The sequence below is a fragment of the Streptomyces sp. NPDC005017 genome, assembly GCF_042873115.1.
Lineage (GTDB): Bacteria > Actinomycetota > Actinomycetes > Streptomycetales > Streptomycetaceae > Streptomyces.
On the sequence record NZ_JBIALD010000019.1, the window covers coordinates 121773 to 138318 of the forward strand.

16 protein-coding genes are annotated in these 16546 nt (G+C 71.0%); 9 read left to right on the forward strand and 7 right to left on the reverse strand.

Going from position 1 to position 16546, the window contains the following annotated elements; genetic code table 11:
* Window positions 1–5: 5 nt before the first annotated feature.
* The 4 genes from ACFYR0_RS26490 to ACFYR0_RS26505 form a co-directional block, all read right to left on the reverse strand.
* Window positions 6–725: a response regulator transcription factor gene (locus ACFYR0_RS26490; RefSeq protein ID WP_389332937.1), complete on the reverse strand. Its 720-nt coding sequence runs from the start codon at window positions 723–725 to the stop codon at window positions 6–8.
* 73 nt (window positions 726–798) lie between these two features.
* Window positions 799–1392, reverse strand: coding sequence for an FMN reductase (locus ACFYR0_RS26495; protein WP_389332940.1), 594 nt, complete (start codon window positions 1390–1392; stop codon window positions 799–801).
* On the reverse strand, window positions 1389–2498 hold the full coding sequence (locus ACFYR0_RS26500) for an LLM class flavin-dependent oxidoreductase (protein WP_389332943.1): 1110 nt from the start codon (window positions 2496–2498) through the stop codon (window positions 1389–1391). The genes ACFYR0_RS26495 and ACFYR0_RS26500 overlap by 4 nt, the downstream gene beginning before the upstream one ends.
* 325 nt (window positions 2499–2823) lie before the next feature.
* Complete coding sequence (locus ACFYR0_RS26505) at window positions 2824–3708, reverse strand: NADP-dependent oxidoreductase (protein ID WP_389332946.1); 885 nt, start codon at window positions 3706–3708, stop codon at window positions 2824–2826.
* 124 nt (window positions 3709–3832) lie between these two features.
* On the opposite strand from ACFYR0_RS26505, the gene ACFYR0_RS26510 reads away from it, so the two are divergent.
* Window positions 3833–4240 carry a winged helix-turn-helix transcriptional regulator gene (locus ACFYR0_RS26510; protein WP_389332949.1) on the forward strand — a complete coding sequence of 136 codons (408 nt, stop codon included), beginning with the start codon at window positions 3833–3835 and terminating at the stop codon, window positions 4238–4240.
* 86 nt (window positions 4241–4326) lie between these two features.
* On the opposite strand, the gene ACFYR0_RS26515 is transcribed toward ACFYR0_RS26510, so the two are convergent.
* A complete protein-coding gene (locus ACFYR0_RS26515) occupies window positions 4327–4653 on the reverse strand; it encodes a hypothetical protein (RefSeq protein WP_389332952.1) in 327 nt (108 codons plus the stop codon).
* A gap of 284 nt (window positions 4654–4937) precedes the next feature.
* On the opposite strand from ACFYR0_RS26515, the gene ACFYR0_RS26520 reads away from it, so the two are divergent.
* From ACFYR0_RS26520 to ACFYR0_RS26535, 4 genes are all read left to right on the forward strand, one after another.
* A complete protein-coding gene (locus tag ACFYR0_RS26520; protein WP_389332955.1) occupies window positions 4938–5273 on the forward strand; it encodes a YnfA family protein in 336 nt (111 codons plus the stop codon).
* Between the two features lie 79 nt (window positions 5274–5352).
* Entirely contained in the window at window positions 5353–6132 is a 780-nt protein-coding gene (locus ACFYR0_RS26525) for an SDR family NAD(P)-dependent oxidoreductase (protein ID WP_389332958.1), read from the forward strand.
* Window positions 6133–6166: 34 nt separating this feature from the next.
* Window positions 6167–6919 carry a tyrosine-protein phosphatase gene (locus ACFYR0_RS26530; RefSeq protein WP_389332961.1) on the forward strand — a complete coding sequence of 251 codons (753 nt, stop codon included), beginning with the start codon at window positions 6167–6169 and terminating at the stop codon, window positions 6917–6919.
* Window positions 6920–7043: 124 nt separating this feature from the next.
* Entirely contained in the window at window positions 7044–7895 is an 852-nt protein-coding gene (locus ACFYR0_RS26535) for an LAGLIDADG family homing endonuclease (protein WP_389332964.1), read from the forward strand.
* Window positions 7896–7934: 39 nt separating this feature from the next.
* On the opposite strand, the gene ACFYR0_RS26540 is transcribed toward ACFYR0_RS26535, so the two are convergent.
* Window positions 7935–9128, reverse strand: coding sequence for an RtcB family protein (locus tag ACFYR0_RS26540; RefSeq protein ID WP_389332967.1), 1194 nt, complete (start codon window positions 9126–9128; stop codon window positions 7935–7937).
* A gap of 182 nt (window positions 9129–9310) precedes the next feature.
* Between ACFYR0_RS26540 and ACFYR0_RS26545 the strand changes: the two genes are divergently transcribed.
* The 3 genes from ACFYR0_RS26545 (at window position 9311) to ACFYR0_RS26555 (ending at window position 12533) form a co-directional block, all read left to right on the forward strand.
* Complete coding sequence (locus ACFYR0_RS26545) at window positions 9311–10126, forward strand: DUF3558 domain-containing protein (RefSeq protein ID WP_389332970.1); 816 nt, start codon at window positions 9311–9313, stop codon at window positions 10124–10126.
* Between the two features lie 121 nt (window positions 10127–10247).
* Window positions 10248–11141, forward strand: a complete 894-nt coding sequence (locus ACFYR0_RS26550) for a DUF3558 family protein (protein WP_389332973.1) — start codon at window positions 10248–10250, stop codon at window positions 11139–11141.
* 135 nt (window positions 11142–11276) lie between these two features.
* Entirely contained in the window at window positions 11277–12533 is a 1257-nt protein-coding gene (locus ACFYR0_RS26555; protein ID WP_389332976.1) for a DUF2637 domain-containing protein, read from the forward strand.
* An 82-nt stretch (window positions 12534–12615) separates the two neighbouring features.
* Here ACFYR0_RS26555 and lysS read toward each other — a convergent pair whose 3' ends face one another.
* The gene (gene lysS, locus ACFYR0_RS26560) at window positions 12616–14358 is read right to left on the reverse strand and encodes a lysine--tRNA ligase (protein WP_389332979.1); all 1743 of its coding nucleotides are present in this window, start codon (window positions 14356–14358) and stop codon (window positions 12616–12618) included.
* Between the two features lie 324 nt (window positions 14359–14682).
* Here lysS and argS point away from each other — a divergent pair, with 324 nt between their 5' ends.
* Entirely contained in the window at window positions 14683–16440 is a 1758-nt protein-coding gene (argS, locus tag ACFYR0_RS26565) for an arginine--tRNA ligase (protein ID WP_389332982.1), read from the forward strand.
* Window positions 16441–16546 lie beyond the last annotated feature (106 nt).

Genomic DNA, 16546 nt, shown 5'->3' on the forward strand with positions numbered 1-16546 from the left:
CTCACTCAGCCCTCCCGCAGGACATAACCCACCCCGCGCACCGTGTGGATCAGCTGCGGGGCACCGGGCTCGTCCAGCTTGCGGCGCAGATAACCGACGTACACGGCGAGGTTCTTGGAGCCGGGCCCGAAGTCGTAACCCCAGATCCGGTCGTAGACGGTGGCGTGGTCCAGGACCGTCCCGGCGTGCCGCACGAGCAGCTCCAGCAGCTCGAACTCGGTGCGGGTGAGCTCCAGTTCGCGCTCGCCGCGCCACACCCGGCGAGCCTGCGGGTCCATCCGCACACCCGCCGCCTCCAGCGTGCTCTGGACCGGCGCGGCGGGCTCGGGCGCGGCGACGGCGCCGGTCTCCGGCACCGGGCCGACACGGCGCAGCAGGGCGCGCAGCCGCGCGAAGACCTCCTCGACGTCGAAGGGCTTGACCACGTAGTCGTCCGCCCCCGCGTCCAGGCCCGCGATCCGGTCCGCGGTCTCCACCAGCGCGGTCAGCATCAGGATCGGCGTACGGTCGCCGTCGGCGCGCAGCTCCCGGCAGACCTGGAGTCCGTCCTTGCCGGGCATCATCACGTCGAGCACGAGCACGTCCGGCGGCATCCGGCGGGCCTCGGCCAGGGCCGCGACGCCGTCGGCGACCGCCGTCACCCCGTACCCCTCCAGGGTCAGGGCGCGCTCCAGGGCGTGCCGGATCGCGCGGTCGTCCTCGGCGAGCAGAAGTGTCGGGGCCACCCGTCCAGTGTGGCAAAGCCACCTGTGCCGACGAGCGGCCCCGGCCCGCTGACCCGCGCTTCTTACCGTTCGCTCACCCGGTGGGCCGCAGCCCCGCGAGCCGCTGCTCGAAGGGCACCACGGCGAACTCGTCCTTCGGCTCCGGCCGCCGCGCCCCGAGCCCGCTCATCAGCGCGGCCAGTTCACCGGCGGCCCGGTCGATCCGCTCCTGGAGCCCCTCGGCGCCCCAGTCCTCCGAGGCGGCGTACACCCCGGTCGGCACGACCACGGCCCGCAGGTAGGCGAACAGGGGCCGCAGCGCGTGCTCCAGCACCAGCGAGTGCCGGGCGGTGCCGCCGGTCGCGGCGATCAGCACCGGCTTGCCGGTGAGCGCGTCCTTGTCGAGGACGTCGAAGAAGGACTTGAACAGCCCGCTGTACGAGGCCGAGAACACGGGCGTGACGACGACCAGTCCGTCCGCCCCGGCCACGGCGTCGAGCGCGGCGCGCAGCGCGCGGCCCGGGAAGCCGTTGGTGAGGTGGTGCGCGATCTCCACGGCGAGCTCGCGCAGCTCCACGACCTCCACCTCGGCCGGCTCCCGCCGGTCCACCGCGGCGGCCAGCCGGTCGGCGAGCAGCCGGGTGGAGGACGGGACGCTCAGTCCCGCGGAGACGACGACGAGCTTCATGCGACGACCTCCTTCTCGTCCTGGGCGGCAGCAGCGGCCTCGGCCGCCAGCAGCGAGGCGTGGGTGGGCGCGTCCGGCACGTCCGCGGGCCGCCCCGCGGCGAACTCCTTGCGCAGCACCGGCACGACCTCCTCGCCCAGCAGGTCGAGCTGCTCCAGCACGGTCTTCAGCGGCAGCCCCGCGTGGTCCATCAGGAACAGCTGGCGCTGGTAGTCACCGGCGTACTCGCGGAAGCCCAGCGTCCTCTCGATCACCTGCTGCGGCGAGCCGACGGTCAGCGGGGTCTGGTCGGTGAAGTCCTCCAGGGAGGGCCCGTGCCCGTAGACCGGCGCGTTGTCGAAGTACGGCCGGAACTCCCGTACCGCGTCCTGGGAGTTCTTCCGCATGAACACCTGCCCGCCGAGCCCGACGATCGCCTGCTCGGCCGTACCGTGGCCGTAGTGGGCGTACCGGGCGCGGTACAGCTCGATCATCCGTTTGGTGTGATCCGCCGTCCAGAAGATGTTGTTGTGGAAGAAGCCGTCGCCGTAGTACGCGGCCTGCTCGGCGATCTCCGGCGAGCGGATCGACCCGTGCCAGACGAACGGCGGTACGCCGTCCAGCGGGCGCGGCGTGGACGTGAAGCCCTGGAGCGGCGTGCGGTGCTTGCCCTCCCAGTTCACGACGTCCTCGCGCCACAGCCGGCGCAGCAGCGCGTAGTTCTCGATCGCCAGGTCGATGCCGTCACGGATGTCCTTGCCGAACCAGGGGTAGACCGGGCCGGTGTTGCCGCGCCCCATCATCAGGTCCACCCGGCCGTCGGCCAGGTGCTGGAGCATCGCGTAGTCCTCGGCGATCTTCACCGGGTCGTTGGTGGTGATCAGCGTGGTGGAGGTGGAGAGGATCAGCTTCTCGGTCCGCGCGGCCACATAGCCGAGCATCGTCGTCGGCGACGACGGCACGAACGGCCGGTTGTGGTGCTCACCCGTGGCGAAGACGTCGAGGCCCACCTCTTCCGCCTTCAGGGCGATGGCGACCATGGCCTTGATCCGCTCCCGCTCGCTCGGCGTACGCCCGGTCGTCGGGTCCGGAGTGACATCACCGACGGTGAAGATCCCGAACTGCATGGCCACCCTCCAAGTAGTTGAGCGTTGAACTATACCGCTGAACGGCCACCACGGCACGGTTATTCCACGCCTCCACCCGACCCCGACCCCGACCCCGCAAGGGCCGCAGGGAACCACACGCCCCGTAAGGGGCGCGGGGAACTGCGCAGTCTTCCAGGGGCGCGGGGAACTGCGCAGGTCCTTAGGGGCGCGGGGAACTGCGCAGGCCTTGAGGGGCGCGGGGAACTGCGCGACCAGCCCCACACGACCCGCACCCACCGAGAACCCCCACCCGCACCCCACAGGTACGGGCGGACGCCCCACCCCACGGAACACCCCGCAACCCTCACGGCACCAGAACCAGCCGCCCCCGCACCCCTCCCTCGGCCAACCGCACATGCGCCTTGACCACGTCCCCCAGCGCGAACACCTCCGCGACACGCGTCGACAGCACCCCCTCGTCCAGCAGCCGCGCCAGCTCCCCCAGCCGGCCCCCGTCCGCACTCACCTCGACCGCCGCCGTCCGCACCCCCCGCACCGAGGCCGGCTCGGCGTGCGGAATCACCCCCGCGTACGCCCCCTCGTCCCGGACCCAGGCCAGCGCCCGCTCACCCAGCACCGCCGCGTCCAGCACCGCGTCGAAGCCGCCGGCCACCCCGTCGGTGACGAACGCCGACGCACCCAGCGATCGCACCAGCTCCTCGTCGCCCGCACGGGCCAGCCCGGTCACGGCGAACCCCTGATGCGCGGCGAGCTGCACCGCGTAACCGCCGACCGCGCCCGCGGCACCCGTCACCAGCAGCGACTGCCCCGGCCGCAGCCCCAGCAGATCCAGCGCCTGCGCGGCCGTCAGCGCGTTCAGCGGCAGCGTCGCCGCGTGCACCGCGTCGGCCGAAGCCGGCGCCGCCGCCACCGCGCCCGCGTCCACGACGACGTACTCCGCGTGCGTCCCCAGCGGCTTCGCCGTGCCGTAGACCAGCGCCACGACCTCCTCGCCCACCCGCCACGCCGCGCCCTCGCCGACCGCGTCGACCGTGCCGGCCACGTCCCAGCCCAGCCCGAGCGCCCCGGTCCCGCCGAAGACGCCCGAGCGCACCCCGGCGTCGACCGGGTTCAGCGCGGCCGCCGCCACCTTGATCCGCACCTGCCGCGCCCCCGGCTCGGGCACCGCCGCGTCCACGACCCGCACGGCCTCGGGACCGCCGAACTCCGTCACGACCACAGCACGCATCTCAACTCTCCCCGTTTCTAGGTCACTTGCGGGGCCGTTCGCCCCGTGACCACAACCCTAGGAAGAGTTACTCTCTTTCGGTAAGTAGTTACCTGAAGGTGCCTACCGCACCCCGAGGAGAGCCATGGCGACCCAGACGGCGGCCCAGCGACGCGAACAGGCCCGGGCCGAGTACGACGCGTTCATCAAGGCGTGCCCCACCAACCAGCTCCTCGACCGCATCAGCGACAAGTGGGTCAGCCTGGTCGTCTCCGCGCTCGCCGCCCACCCCATGCGCTACAGCGACCTCAGCCGCAAGATCGCCGGGGTCAGCCCCAAGATGCTCACCCAGACCCTGCGCACCCTCGAACGCGACGGCATCGTCACCCGCACCGTGACCCCGTCCGTCCCCGTCCGCGTCGACTACGAGCTCACCACCCTCGGCAGCAGCCTCGCGCTCCTGCTCACCGCGGTGAAGGACTGGGCCGAGACCAATTTCGACGAGGTCCACAAGGCCCGCGAGCGCTACGACACGGACACACCGGCCGCCTGAACCGCGCCCCCTCGCCTCAGGAAGCGCGAGGAAGCGCGCACGTCCCCGCCGGACACAAGCCCCGAAGCCCCTCATCCCCGAAGCCCTCAGAAGAAGTACGTGTCCCCGGTGTCGAGCACCAGCACCCGCTGCCGGTCGTTCTCCCGGTTGCGGTTCACCGCGCCACCGCCCCACACCGTGTCCAGCTCCAGCACCGCCTCCGACGGCACCCCGAGCAGCCGCACGCCCAGCTCCCCCGGCCCGTCCGCCGGCAGCGCCCCCGTCCGGCACACCACCGCCCGCGCACACCCCGCAGGCAACTCCTGCCGGTCGGCCGGCGGCACCGACCACCGCAGCCGTACGGTCGCCTCCGGCACCTCGTCGGGCCCGTGGTCGCCCACGGCGAACCGCACCCGCATCCACCCGTCCACCATCACCGCGGACCTGTGATACGCCAGATCAGCCTCCGGCCACCCGCCCCGCGGCCCCGCCGCACCGGCCCCCGGGGCACCCACCACCCCCGCCGCGCCGGCGACCGCCGGCACCGCACCGCACACGACCAGCCTCCGCACCGCCCTGCGCATGCCGTCCACCAGCCCTCCAGACCTCACCGGGCCCTCGGCGCGCACCCGGTCCGCACCGCTGTGCATCCCACGACCCGCGCACCGGCAGGCGCCCTCCATCAGGTGACACCCGCACGCCATGCCAAGCTGAGGCCATGCTCGTCGCCCGGTCCGCCGCCCTCTTCGTCGTCGCCGCCCTCTTCGAGATCGGCGGAGCCTGGCTGATCTGGCAGGGCCTGCGCGAACACCGCGGCTGGCTGTGGATCACCGGCGGCGTCCTCGCCCTCGGCGCCTACGGCTTCGTCGCCACCTTCCAGCCCGACGCCCACTTCGGCCGCATCCTCGCCGCGTACGGCGGAATCTTCGTCGCCGGGTCCATCGCCTGGGGCATGGTCGCCGACGGCTACCGCCCCGACCGCTGGGACATCGGCGGCGCGGCGATCTGCCTCGTCGGCATGGCCGTGATCATGTGGGCCCCGCGCAACGGCTGACCACCCGCCGTACGGCTGCGGCCGCCACCTATCCTGGCGGGAGCCCGGTCGTACCAACGCCAGCCCGAGGAGCAGTCCCATGGCCACCGCCGCCCCCTCCGCCGCCTCCCGCATCGCCGTGGTCACCGGTGCGAGCGGCGGCATCGGCGCCGCGACCGCCCGACAGCTCGCCGCGGCCGGCTACCGCGTCGTACTGACCGCGCGCCGCAAGGACCGCATCGAGGCCCTCGCCGAGGAGATCACCACGGCGGGCGGCTCCGCGACGGCGTACCAGCTGGACGTGACGGACCGCGCGGCGGTCGACGAGTTCGCCACGGCCTTCAAGACGATCGGCGTGCTGGTCAACAACGCGGGCGGGGCGCTCGGCGCCGACCCCGTCGCCACCGGCGACCCCGCCGACTGGCGCACGATGTACGAGACCAACGTCATCGGCACCCTCAACATCACCCAGGCCCTGCTGCCCAAGCTGGAGGCGAGCGGCGACGGCACGGTCGTCGTGGTCTCCTCCACCGCGGGCCACGGCACCTACGAGGGCGGCGCGGGCTATGTCGCCGCCAAGCACGGCGAGCACGTCCTCGCTGAGACGCTGCGCCTGGAGATCGTCGGCCGTCCGGTCCGGGTGATCGAGGTCGCCCCCGGCATGGTGAAGACCGACGAGTTCGCCCTCACCCGCTTCGGCGGCGACCAGGAGAAGGCGGACAAGGTCTACGCGGGCGTCGCCGCCCCGCTCACCGCCGACGACGTCGCCGACACCATCACCTGGGCCGTCACCCGGCCCAGCCACGTCAACATCGACCTGCTCGTCGTCCGCCCCCGCGCCCAGGCCTCCAACACCAAGGTCCACCGCGAGCTGGCGTGACCTCCGGGGCTCCCAGGGCCTACCGTCCCCATCGATGGACAGACACATACCCTTCGAGTCCCTGGCCAACTTCCGCGACCTGGGCGGCTATTCGACGACGGACGGCCTGCGCGTCCGCCGCGGCCGCCTCTACCGCGCGGACTCCCTGGGCAAGTTGAGGCCGGACACCCCCGACTGGGACCGCTTCCTCGCCCTGGGCATCCGCACGGTGATCGACCTGCGCTACCCCTGGGAGATCGACAACAGGGGCCGCGTACCGGCCGACCCCTCCTTCGCGTACCACAACCTGAGCATCGAGCACCGCCCGTACGACCAGCCGTCGCTGGGCCCGGAGGTGGCACCCGGCCCGTATCTGTCGGCCCGCTTCATGGAGGTGGCCGAGGACGGCACCCGGGAGATCGCACAGGTCCTGAACCTCGTCTCCCAGGCGGCGAGTTCGGGCGAACCACTCGCCTTCCACTGCGCCTCCGGCAAGGACCGCACGGGCCAGATCGCCGCACTGGTCCTGACCCTCCTGGGCGTCCCCGCCGAGACCGTCGTCGAGGACTTCACCCTCACCGACCGGGCCACCCCGGCCCTCCTCGCGGACTGGTCCGCCCGCAACGAGGGCCGCACCCCCGCCTGGCCCGCCTTCGGCCGCGCCCCCGCGGAGGTCATGACCCTGTTCCTCACCGCCATGACAACCCGCTACGGCTCGATGGACGCCTACGTCACCGAGGCCCTGAACCTGGACGCCCCCACCCTGCGCCGAACCCTCCGCAAGGGCCTCCTGGAGCCCGCTGGTTAGTCCATAAGGGTGATCACTCTCGATCACCCGAACGGCAGCCGAACTGCCGATCTACGCTCGCGTCACACCACACATTCGATGGCCCTTGCCGGGGACTGCCATCCCCGGCAAGGGCCTGACCAGCATGGAAGAGGCACTTCCTGTGGCTGAATGCGAGCCTATCGCTCACCCGTTCATGGACCTCACGGTCCCCGAGTACGCGTACATGTTCGGCTTCTTGCAGGCGGACGGGCATCTGGCGAAAGGGACCGGACAGAAGGGCCGCCTGACTGTCGAGATCAACTCTCGGGACATCGAGCTCCTGCGCGAGTTCCAGAAACTCACGCCCTACTACAGCAGCATCACCGAGCGCACTCGCTCCACCAATTTCGCCGCGACCCACACATCGGCCGTATGGAGCCTGTGCTCCCTCGAAGCCAGGACCCGGCTCAACGAAGTCGGCCTGCCGTACGGCCGCAAGTCGAAAACCATCGAACCACCGCGCGGAGACTGCTCTCGGCGCGATTACCTACGGGGTCTGATCGACGCGGACGGCTCCATCGGTTTCACCGGCAAGGGGTTTCCCTTCGTCTCCCTCACCACCGCCAGCACCGCCGTCGCCGCACACCTGAGCGACTACGCGCGGGACGTGACGAACGCAGAGCGCATCCCCAGGCGCAACGCCCGCGACGACCTCTACAACATCCTCTACACCATGGAGGTCGCTCAGGGGCTGGCAGCCGACCTGTACTACCCCGGCTGCCTCTCCCTTGAGCGCAAGCTGACCGCAGCGGGCTCCCTCGCGGCTTGGACGCGTCCCGCCGGGATGAGGGCCGCGTGCACGCGACGCCGGTGGACCGGCCAGGAGGACCGGATTCTGCTGGAACTGAACAGCCCGACGGCAGCCGCCGCGGAACTCGGACGAACCGTCCAGAGCTGCGAACTCCGCCTCTGGCGATTCCGCACCGGCCGGACACCGATGCCCGGCGCACGGTGACCGAACGAGAGGCCCCGGCAACGGCCGGGGCCTATTGCGTCAGCCCTTCACACAGATGAACTGCTTCAGCTTCGCGACGACCTCCACGAGGTCCCGCTGCTGAGCCATCACCTGGTCGATGTTCTTGTAGGCCGCCGGAATCTCATCCAGAACTCCGGCGTCCTTGCGGCACTCGACGCCCCGGGTCTGCTCCTCCAGGTCCTTCACGGTGAACCGGCGCTTGGCGGCATTGCGGCTCATCCGTCGTCCCGCTCCATGCGAAGCAGAGTTGAAGGCCTTCTCGTTCCCGAGGCCTTTCACGATGTACGAGCTGGTACCCATCGAGCCCGGGATGATTCCGTACTCGCCGGAGCCCGCGCGGATCGCACCCTTGCGGGTGACGAGCAGGTCCATTCCCTCGTACCGCTCCTCCGCCACGTAGTTGTGGTGGCAGGAGATCTCCGGTTCGAAGGTCACCTTCGCCTTCTTGAACTCCTTGCGGACGATGTCCTTCAGGAGCGCCATCATGATCGCGCGGTTGTACTTGGCGTACTCCTGCGCCCAGTACAGGTCGTGCCGGTAGGCGGCCATCTGCGGAGTGTCCGAGACGAACACCGCGAGATCACGGTCGACAAGGCCCTGATTGTGCGGAAGCCGCTGTGCGATCCCGATGTGGTGCTCGGCCAGTTCCTTGCCGATGTTGCGGGAACCGGAGTGCAGCATGAGCCAGACCGAATCCGACTGATCAAGGCAGAACTCGATCAGGTGGTTGCCCGAGCCCAGCGTTCCCATCTGCTTCGTCGCACGCTCCTGACGGAACTTCACCGCGTCCGCGACCCCGTCGAACCGTCCCCAGAAGTCGTCCCACCCAGCGGTGGCGAGGCCGTGGAAGCGGCCCGGGTCGACCGGGGAGTCGTGCATGCCGCGGCCCACCGGGATCGCCTGCTCGATCTTCGTGCGCAGGCGGGACAGATCCCCGGGCAGGTCGTTGGCCGTGAGGGACGTCTTCACCGCGGACATCCCGCAGCCGATGTCGACGCCGACCGCGGCCGGGCAGACCGCGCCCTGCATGGCGATGACGGACCCGACGGTCGCGCCCTTGCCGAAATGGACGTCCGGCATGACGGCGAGACCCTTGATCCACGGCAGCGTCGAGACGTTGCGCAGCTGCTGCATGGCGACGTCCTCGACCGACGCCGGGTCGGTCCACATACGGATGGGTACCTTCGCGCCCGGCACCTCGACGTACGACATATCGTCCTCATTCCCCCGGAAAGCAAACAGAAGCCTTTAACCGCAAAACCGGCGCCAGGGTCAACGAAAGGGGCAGGGGACCGGCGTTCACGGCAGTGCGTGCGATACACATTGTCTGCGGGCCGTACCCCCGCCGGGCAACCGATTAAGCAGCCAGGACATCGACGGAGAGGAGCCGGACCGTGCAGCGGAAGGCTTACGTATCCGGTACCGCCGCCCTCCTCGCGGCGCTGCTGGCCGGCTGCACCGGCGGCACCCAGGGCGGCGCCACCTCGGACGGCTCCAACCCCCAGGGCTCCGGCACGACCACCGCGGCCGCCGAACCCGGCCGCTACCGCACCCTGCCCGAGCCGTGCGGCGTGGTCGGCGAGGACACCCTCGACACGCTGCTGCCCGGCATCCTGGAGATCACCGACGAGGTGCGGCGCGAGCAGGCGTACGAGGGCACGGCCACGCTCACCTACGACACGGACCGCAAGGTCGGCTGCCGCTGGAAGGTGGAGTCCGCGGCGGCCACGGACCATCTGCTGATCGACTTCGAGCGCGTGGTGTCGTACGACTCCTCCGTCAGCGACGAGACCGAGGCGGAGTCCCTGTTCGCCGCCAGGGTCGCCGCGGCGGACCTGCCCGAGCCGGCCGCGACGCCGGGGACCACGGCGTCCGCGTCGCCGAGCGGCAGCCCCACCGCCTCCGTCGCCCCGTCCGGCAGCGCGAGCGCGAGCGCCGGCGGCACCGCGAGCCCCTCGGCCACCCCCACCGCCCTCCAGCCCCGTCTCCTCGACGGTCTGGGCGACCAGGCGTTCGTCGACGACGAGCTGAACAGCTCCGGTTCCACGGCCAAGCGCCGCACGGTGACTGTGGCGTTCCGCACGTCGAACGTCATCGTGACCATCGAGTACGAGGAGCAGCCGGCCGTCGTCGGAGTCGTGCCGGACAGCAAGGAAATGCAGGACAGGGCAAGGAATCTGGCTTCCCGGCTCGCCGACTCCCTCTCCTGACAGCCCCCTTGTGGGGCCGGGCCGCGCCGCGGCGCGAAGCGTCCGAAGCGAGGCGGCCCGTGTCGTTCACCGCGTACCGTGGCCCCTCGGACCCGAACCGACCGCAGGAACCATGAGCGTCATGAGCGAAGGAACCATGCAGCGACGAGCACAGCGAGCCGACCGTGACCAGCGAGTGATGCGACGGGGCCGTGCCCTGGCCGGTGTGGCCGCCCTCCCCTTGGCACTGCTGGCCGCAGGCTGCTCCTCCGACTCCGGTTCGGAGGACAAGGCGAAGGAGGCGTCCCCGAGCGTCACCGCGAGCCCGTCGCCGACCGTGAAGGCGGCGGCGTACGCGACGCTGCCGGAGGCGTGTGACGTCCTGACCTCGAAGACGCTGGAGGAGCTGGTCCCCGAGGCGGGCAAGTCCGGCAAGGAGGGCAGTTCGGACGATCTGGAGTCGCGCGGCAGCTGCTCCTGGGACAGCCTCGACAACAACGGCGTCAAGGGCTCCCAGTTCCGCTGGCTGAACGTCTCGCTGCTGCGCTTCGAGTCGGACGTCACACGCGGCCCCGGTGACGAGCTGGCCAAGGAGTACTACGACGGCCAGGTGGCCGACGCCAAGGGCGCGACGGGCGCGCGGAACGTGAAGGCCGTCCCGGTGGCGGGCACCGGCGACGAGGCGACGGCGATCCGCTACGACCTGAAGAAGAAGGAGGGCGCCTTCAAGCAGCAGACGGTCGTGGCCCGGGTCGAGAACGTCGTCGTGACGGTCGACTACAACGGCGCCGGTCTCGCGGGCGAGAAGGCCCCGGACGCCGACGAGCTGATGAAGGACGCCCAGCGGGCGGCCAGGGAGGCCGTGGCGGCGGTGTCGAAGGCGAACAGCGCCGGCGCCGCGAAGTCCCCGGGTGCGACGGCGTCGAAGTCCGCCGGTTCCTCGGCGACCTCCGCCTCCGGTACCGGGACGTCCTCCGGCGACAAGTCGTCGTCCGCGTCCGGCAGTTCGAAGAAGCCCTCGACCCGCAAGAGCTGAGGTCCGCGCCGGCCCCCGTGGGCCGGCCCCGGGACCGGCCACCCGTTCCCCGCACAGATGTGCCACTCTGTTGCCCGCACAAGCGCACGCAGCGGGAGGGGATGACGGGTGGCCGCGCCCATACAGCTGACACGGATGCACCGTGTTCTCATCGGTGTGGTGGTCTTCGGTGCCGTGATCATCGCCGCCATCGGTTTCGCGGGGTCGTACGCGGCCGTGCGCGAGCTGGCCGTGAAGAAGGGCTTCGGGGACTTCTCCTACGTCTTCCCGATCGGCATCGACGCCGGCATCTGCGTCCTGCTCGCCCTCGACCTGCTGCTCACCTGGATCCGTATCCCGTTCCCGCTGCTGCGGCAGACGGCCTGGGTGCTGACCGCCGCGACGATCGCCTTCAACGGCGCCGCCGCCTGGCCCGACCCGCTCGGCACCGCCATGCACGCGGTGATCCCCATCCTGTTCGTCATCTCCGTCGAGGCCGCCCGCCACGCCATCGGCCGGATCGCCGACATCACCGCCGACAAGCACATGGAGGGCGTGCGCCTGACCCGCTGGCTGCTCAGCCCGCTGCCCACCTTCCTGCTGTGGCGCCGCATGAAACTGTGGGAGCTGCGCTCCTACGACCAGGTCATCAAGCTCGAACAGGAACGCCTGGTCTACCAGGCCCGCCTGCGCTCCCGCTACGGCCGCGCCTGGCGCCGCAAGGCCCCCGTCGAGTCCCTGATGCCGCTGCGCCTGGCCCGCTACGGCGTCCCCCTCGCCGAGACCGCCCCCGCGGGCCTCGCCGCCGCCGGCATCGAGCCGATGGTCATCCCGGCGGCCTCCCAGCAGCACCGGCTCTCCGCGGCGCCCGTCGCCCAGGCGCCCCTGACCGCGTCGGCCGCCCCGGCCCAGGCCGCGCCCGCCGCCGGGCAGCAGCGCGGGCCGGCCGGGGAGGCCGAGGACGGCCGCAGCCAGTGGCTCCAGTCCCGGGACCCGCGCACGGTCGAGTACCACGGCGGCTACGACCCGGACTACGAGCCGGAGCTGTTCGATCCGCCGTACGACGAGTTCCCGCCCGAGGACTACCTGCCCGAGGAGTATCTGCCCGAGGGGCCCCGGTCCGAGGCGCCGCTGGAGTCCCTCTCGGAGGAGACGGGCAGCTTCCCGATCCCGGTCGGCCCCGGCCGCACCCGGGAGCTCGGCGAGGGCGGCGGCAGCCCGGAGCCGGACGAGGAGTCCTTCTACCAGGTGTTCAAGCAGTCGATCAACGGCAGCTACCCGACGCCGCGCGAGCTGATGGACAACGTGGAGGCCGAGTTCGGCCTCGGTCTCGCGCCGGAGGACGCCAAGCGCCTGGTCAGCCGTTTCACCAACCGCCACGCCGCGGAGCTGGAGGAGGACCACATCGCCTGACGGCGGCGCGGTGAGCACCACGGACAAGCGAAAGGGGCCCTCGGTCGAGGGCCCCTTCGTCGTGCCTGGTGCGCCGGTACGGCTACTCCCCGAGCAGGGTCCGCACCCGCTCCTGCCCCACCGCGAGCAGCAGCGTGGGCAGTCGCGGCCCGGTGTCGCGGCCGACGAGCAGGTGGTAGAGCAGCGCGAAGAACGTCCGCTGGGCGGTCTTGATCTCCGGCGGCAGCTCCTTGGGCGTGGCGTCCGCGGAGAACCCGGCCTGGACCTTGGGCACGCCGTAGACGAGGTGGGTCAGCCCGTCCAGGGACCAGTGCTCGGCCAGTCCGTCGAGCAGCAGGCGCACCGAGGCGCGGCCCTGCTCGTCGAGGGACTTCAGCAGGTCGGTGTCCGGTTCGGCGCGCACGATGGTGCGCTGGTCGGCGGGCACCTGGGTGTTGATCCACGCCTCGGCGCGGTCGTAGCGGGGCCGTACCTCGTCGAGCGCGGCGAGCGGCTGCTCGGGGTCGAGCTCGGAGAGGATGCGCAGGGCCTGGTCCTCGTGGCCGGCGGTGATGTCGGCGACGGACGCGAGCGTCCGGTACGGCATCGGCCGCGCGGTGCGGGGCAGCTCGGCCTCGGCGGTGCGTACGGCACGGGCGTGCGCGGCGGCGTCGGCGGGCAGGACGGAGCCGTCGGCGACCTTGGCGTCGAGCTTGTCCCACTCGTCGTAGAGCCGCTGGATCTCCTGGTCGAAGGCGATCTTGAAGGACTGGTTGGGCCTGCGGCGGGCGTAGAGCCAGCGCAGGAGCTGCGGCTCCATGATCTTCAGCGCGTCGGCCGGGGTGGGCACGCCGCCGCGGGACGAGGACATCTTGGCCATGCCGGAGATGCCGACGAAGGCGTACATCGGGCCGATCGGCTGCTTGCCGCCGAAGATGCCGACGATCTGTCCGCCGACCTGGAACGACGACCCGGGCGAGGAGTGGTCGACACCGCTGGGCTCGAAGATCACGCCCTCGTAGGCCCAGCGCATCGGCCAGTCGACCTTCCAGACCAGCTTGCCGCGGTTGAACTCGTTCAGCCGGACGGTCTCGGAGAAGCCGCACGCCGTGCAGGAGTACGTCAGCTCGGTGGTGTCGTCCTCGTAGGAGGTGACGGTGGTCAGGTCCTTGCCGCAGTTGCCGCAGTACGGCTTGTACGGGAAGTACCCGGCGGAGCCGGAGCTGCCGTCGTCCTCGGCCGCGGCGCCGGAGCCCTCTGCGGCCTCCAGCTCGGCCTCGTCGACGGGCTTCTGCTGCTGCTTCTTGGCGGGGGCCTTCTTGGTGCGGTACTGGTCGAGGATCGCGTCGATGTCGGCGCGGTGGCGCATGGCGTGCAGGACCTGCTCGCGGTACACGCCGGTGGTGTACTGCTCGGTCTGGCTGATGCCGTCGAACTCGACGCCGAGCTCGGCCAGCGACTCGACCATGGCGGCCTTGAAGTGCTCGGCCCAGCTCGCGTACGGCGAGCCCTTCGGTGCGGGCACCGAGGTCAGCGGCTTGCCGATGTGCTCGGCCCAGGACTCGTCGACGCCGGCGACCCCGGCCGGCACCTTGCGGTAGCGGTCGTAGTCGTCCCAGGAGATGAGGTGGCGCACCTGGCGGCCCCGGCGGCGGATCTCGTCGGCGACGAGGTGCGGGGTCATGACCTCGCGCAGGTTGCCGAGGTGGATCGGGCCGGACGGCGAGAGCCCGGAGGCGACGACGACCGGTTTGCCCGGGGCCCGACGCTCCGACTCCTCGATGACCTCATCCGCGAAACGGGAGACCCAGTCGGTGGTCTCGGTGCTCTGAGCCACGATCGGCACGTCCTTCTTTCTCCGGTACAGCCGCACGGTCGATCGACCGCCCCTCCATTTTAGGGGGCCCACCCAGCGCCCCTGCCGCTTTTATGAGCGCGGTGAACTGCGCGAGCTCTGATGGGCGCAAGGAACGACACGCTCTCTTAGAGGCGCGGGAAACGGCGCGATCTTTCAGGGGCGCGGGGAACTGCGCGACCAGCCCCCACCCACCCGCACCCACACACCCACCCCACCCCCGAGCCCCCACCCCGCAGTCGCGAAAACCCCTTTACCCCCCATGGGATACTGGCCAGGACCATCCAGCCCACGAGGAGAACGGCACCCACACCCATGACCTCGGTCAAGTCGCTCACAGATCTCGTCAACCAGCAGCTCACCGACGCCCTCGCCTCCACCCTCCCGGAAGCCGACGGAGTCGACCCGCTGCTGCGACGAAGCGACCGGGCCGACTTCCAGGCCAACGGCATCCTCGCCCTGGCCAAGAAGGCGAAGGCGAACCCCCGCGACCTGGCGACGCAGGTGGTCGGCAACATCGTCACCGGCGCCGTGATCAAGGACGTCGAGGTCTCCGGCCCCGGCTTCCTCAACGTCACCGTCGCCGACCGGGCGATCACCGAGAACCTCGCCGCGCGCCTCGCGGACGGCGACCGCCTCGGCGTACCGCTGAAGGAGAACGCGGGCATCACGGTCGTCGACTACGCCCAGCCGAACGTGGCGAAGGAGATGCACGTCGGCCACCTGCGCTCCGCGGTCATCGGCGACGCCCTGCGCGGCATGCTCGACTTCACCGGCGAGAAGACGATCGGCCGGCACCACATCGGCGACTGGGGCACCCAGTTCGGCATGCTCATCCAGTACCTGTTCGAGCACCCCGGCGAGCTGGCCCCCGCGGCCGAGGTCGACGGCGAGCAGGCGATGAGCAACCTGAACCGTGTGTACAAGGCCTCGCGGGCGCTGTTCGACGCGGACGAGGAGTTCAAGGAGCGGGCCCGCAAGCGGGTCGTCGCCCTTCAGTCCGGTGACAAGGAGACCCTCGAGCTGTGGCAGCAGTTCGTGGACGAGTCGAAGGTCTACTTCTACTCCGTCTTCGAGAAGCTCGACATGGAGATCCGCGACGAGGAGATCGTCGGCGAGTCCGCGTACAACGAGGGCATGCCGGAGACCGCCCGCCTCCTGGAGGAGACGGGTGTCGCGGTGCGCTCCGAGGGCGCGCTGGTGGTGTTCTTCGACGAGATCCGCGGCAAGGACGACCAGCCGGTCCCGCTGATCGTGCAGAAGGCCGACGGCGGCTTCGGCTACGCGGCCTCCGACCTGACCGCGATCCGCAACCGCGTCCTCGACCTGCACGCCACGACGCTGCTGTACGTCGTCGACGTACGCCAGTCGCTGCACTTCCGGATGGTCTTCGAGACGGCCCGCAGGGCGGGCTGGCTGAACGACGGCGTCACCGCGCACAACATGGGCTACGGCACCGTGCTCGGCGCGGACGGCAAGCCCTTCAAGACGCGTGAGGGCGAGACCGTGCGGCTGGAGGACCTCCTCGACGAGGCGGTGCAGCGCGCGGCGGAGGTCGTCCGGGAGAAGGCTCAGGACCTCACCGAGGCCGAGATCCAGGAGCGGGCCGCGCAGGTCGGCATCGGCGCCGTGAAGTACGCGGACCTGTCGACGTCGCCGAACCGCGACTACAAGTTCGACCTGGACCAGATGGTCTCGCTCAACGGCGACACCAGCGTGTACCTCCAGTACGCCTACGCCCGTATCCAGTCCATCCTGCGCAAGGCCGGCGAGGTCCGCCCCGCCGCCCACCCGGAGCTGGAGCTGCACGAGGCGGAGCGCGCGCTGGGCCTGCACCTGGACGCGTTCGGGGACACGGTCTTCGAGGCGGCCGCGGAGTATGCCCCGCACAAGCTGGCGGCGTACCTGTACCAGCTGGCCTCGCTGTACACGTCGTTCTACGACAAGTGCCCGGTGCTGAAGGCGGAGACGCCGGAGCAGGTGGAGAACCGCCTGTTCCTGTGCGACGTCACGGCCCGCACGCTGCACCAGGGCATGGCCCTGCTGGGCATCAGGACGCCCGAGCGCCTCTGATCCTCGGGCGAGTTCGACGGGAGCGGCGCGGCGACCGGGTGTTCCCCGGTCGCCGCGCCGCTCCCGCGTGTACGGCCTCTGCTGTACGGCACCTGTCGTACGGCCT

Bases quoted from the DNA above. Each gene is read 5' to 3' on its own strand.
- ACFYR0_RS26495 (WP_389332940.1), bottom strand. From the start codon at position 1,392: ATGAAGCTCGTCGTCGTCTCCGCGGGACTGAGCGTCCCGTCCTCCACC.
- ACFYR0_RS26500 (WP_389332943.1), bottom strand. From the start codon at position 2,498: ATGCAGTTCGGGATCTTCACCGTCGGTGATGTCACTCCGGACCCGACG.
- ACFYR0_RS26505 (WP_389332946.1), bottom strand. From the start codon at position 3,708: ATGCGTGCTGTGGTCGTGACGGAGTTCGGCGGTCCCGAGGCCGTGCGG.
- ACFYR0_RS26510 (WP_389332949.1), top strand. From the start codon at position 3,833: ATGGCGACCCAGACGGCGGCCCAGCGACGCGAACAGGCCCGGGCCGAG.
- ACFYR0_RS26515 (WP_389332952.1), bottom strand. From the start codon at position 4,653: ATGGTGGACGGGTGGATGCGGGTGCGGTTCGCCGTGGGCGACCACGGG.
- ACFYR0_RS26520 (WP_389332955.1), top strand. From the start codon at position 4,938: ATGCTCGTCGCCCGGTCCGCCGCCCTCTTCGTCGTCGCCGCCCTCTTC.
- ACFYR0_RS26525 (WP_389332958.1), top strand. From the start codon at position 5,353: ATGGCCACCGCCGCCCCCTCCGCCGCCTCCCGCATCGCCGTGGTCACC.
- ACFYR0_RS26530 (WP_389332961.1), top strand. From the start codon at position 6,167: ATGGACAGACACATACCCTTCGAGTCCCTGGCCAACTTCCGCGACCTG.
- ACFYR0_RS26535 (WP_389332964.1), top strand. From the start codon at position 7,044: ATGGAAGAGGCACTTCCTGTGGCTGAATGCGAGCCTATCGCTCACCCG.
- ACFYR0_RS26540 (WP_389332967.1), bottom strand. From the start codon at position 9,128: ATGTCGTACGTCGAGGTGCCGGGCGCGAAGGTACCCATCCGTATGTGG.
- ACFYR0_RS26550 (WP_389332973.1), top strand. From the start codon at position 10,248: ATGAGCGAAGGAACCATGCAGCGACGAGCACAGCGAGCCGACCGTGAC.
- ACFYR0_RS26555 (WP_389332976.1), top strand. From the start codon at position 11,277: ATGCACCGTGTTCTCATCGGTGTGGTGGTCTTCGGTGCCGTGATCATC.
- argS (WP_389332982.1), top strand. From the start codon at position 14,683: ATGACCTCGGTCAAGTCGCTCACAGATCTCGTCAACCAGCAGCTCACC.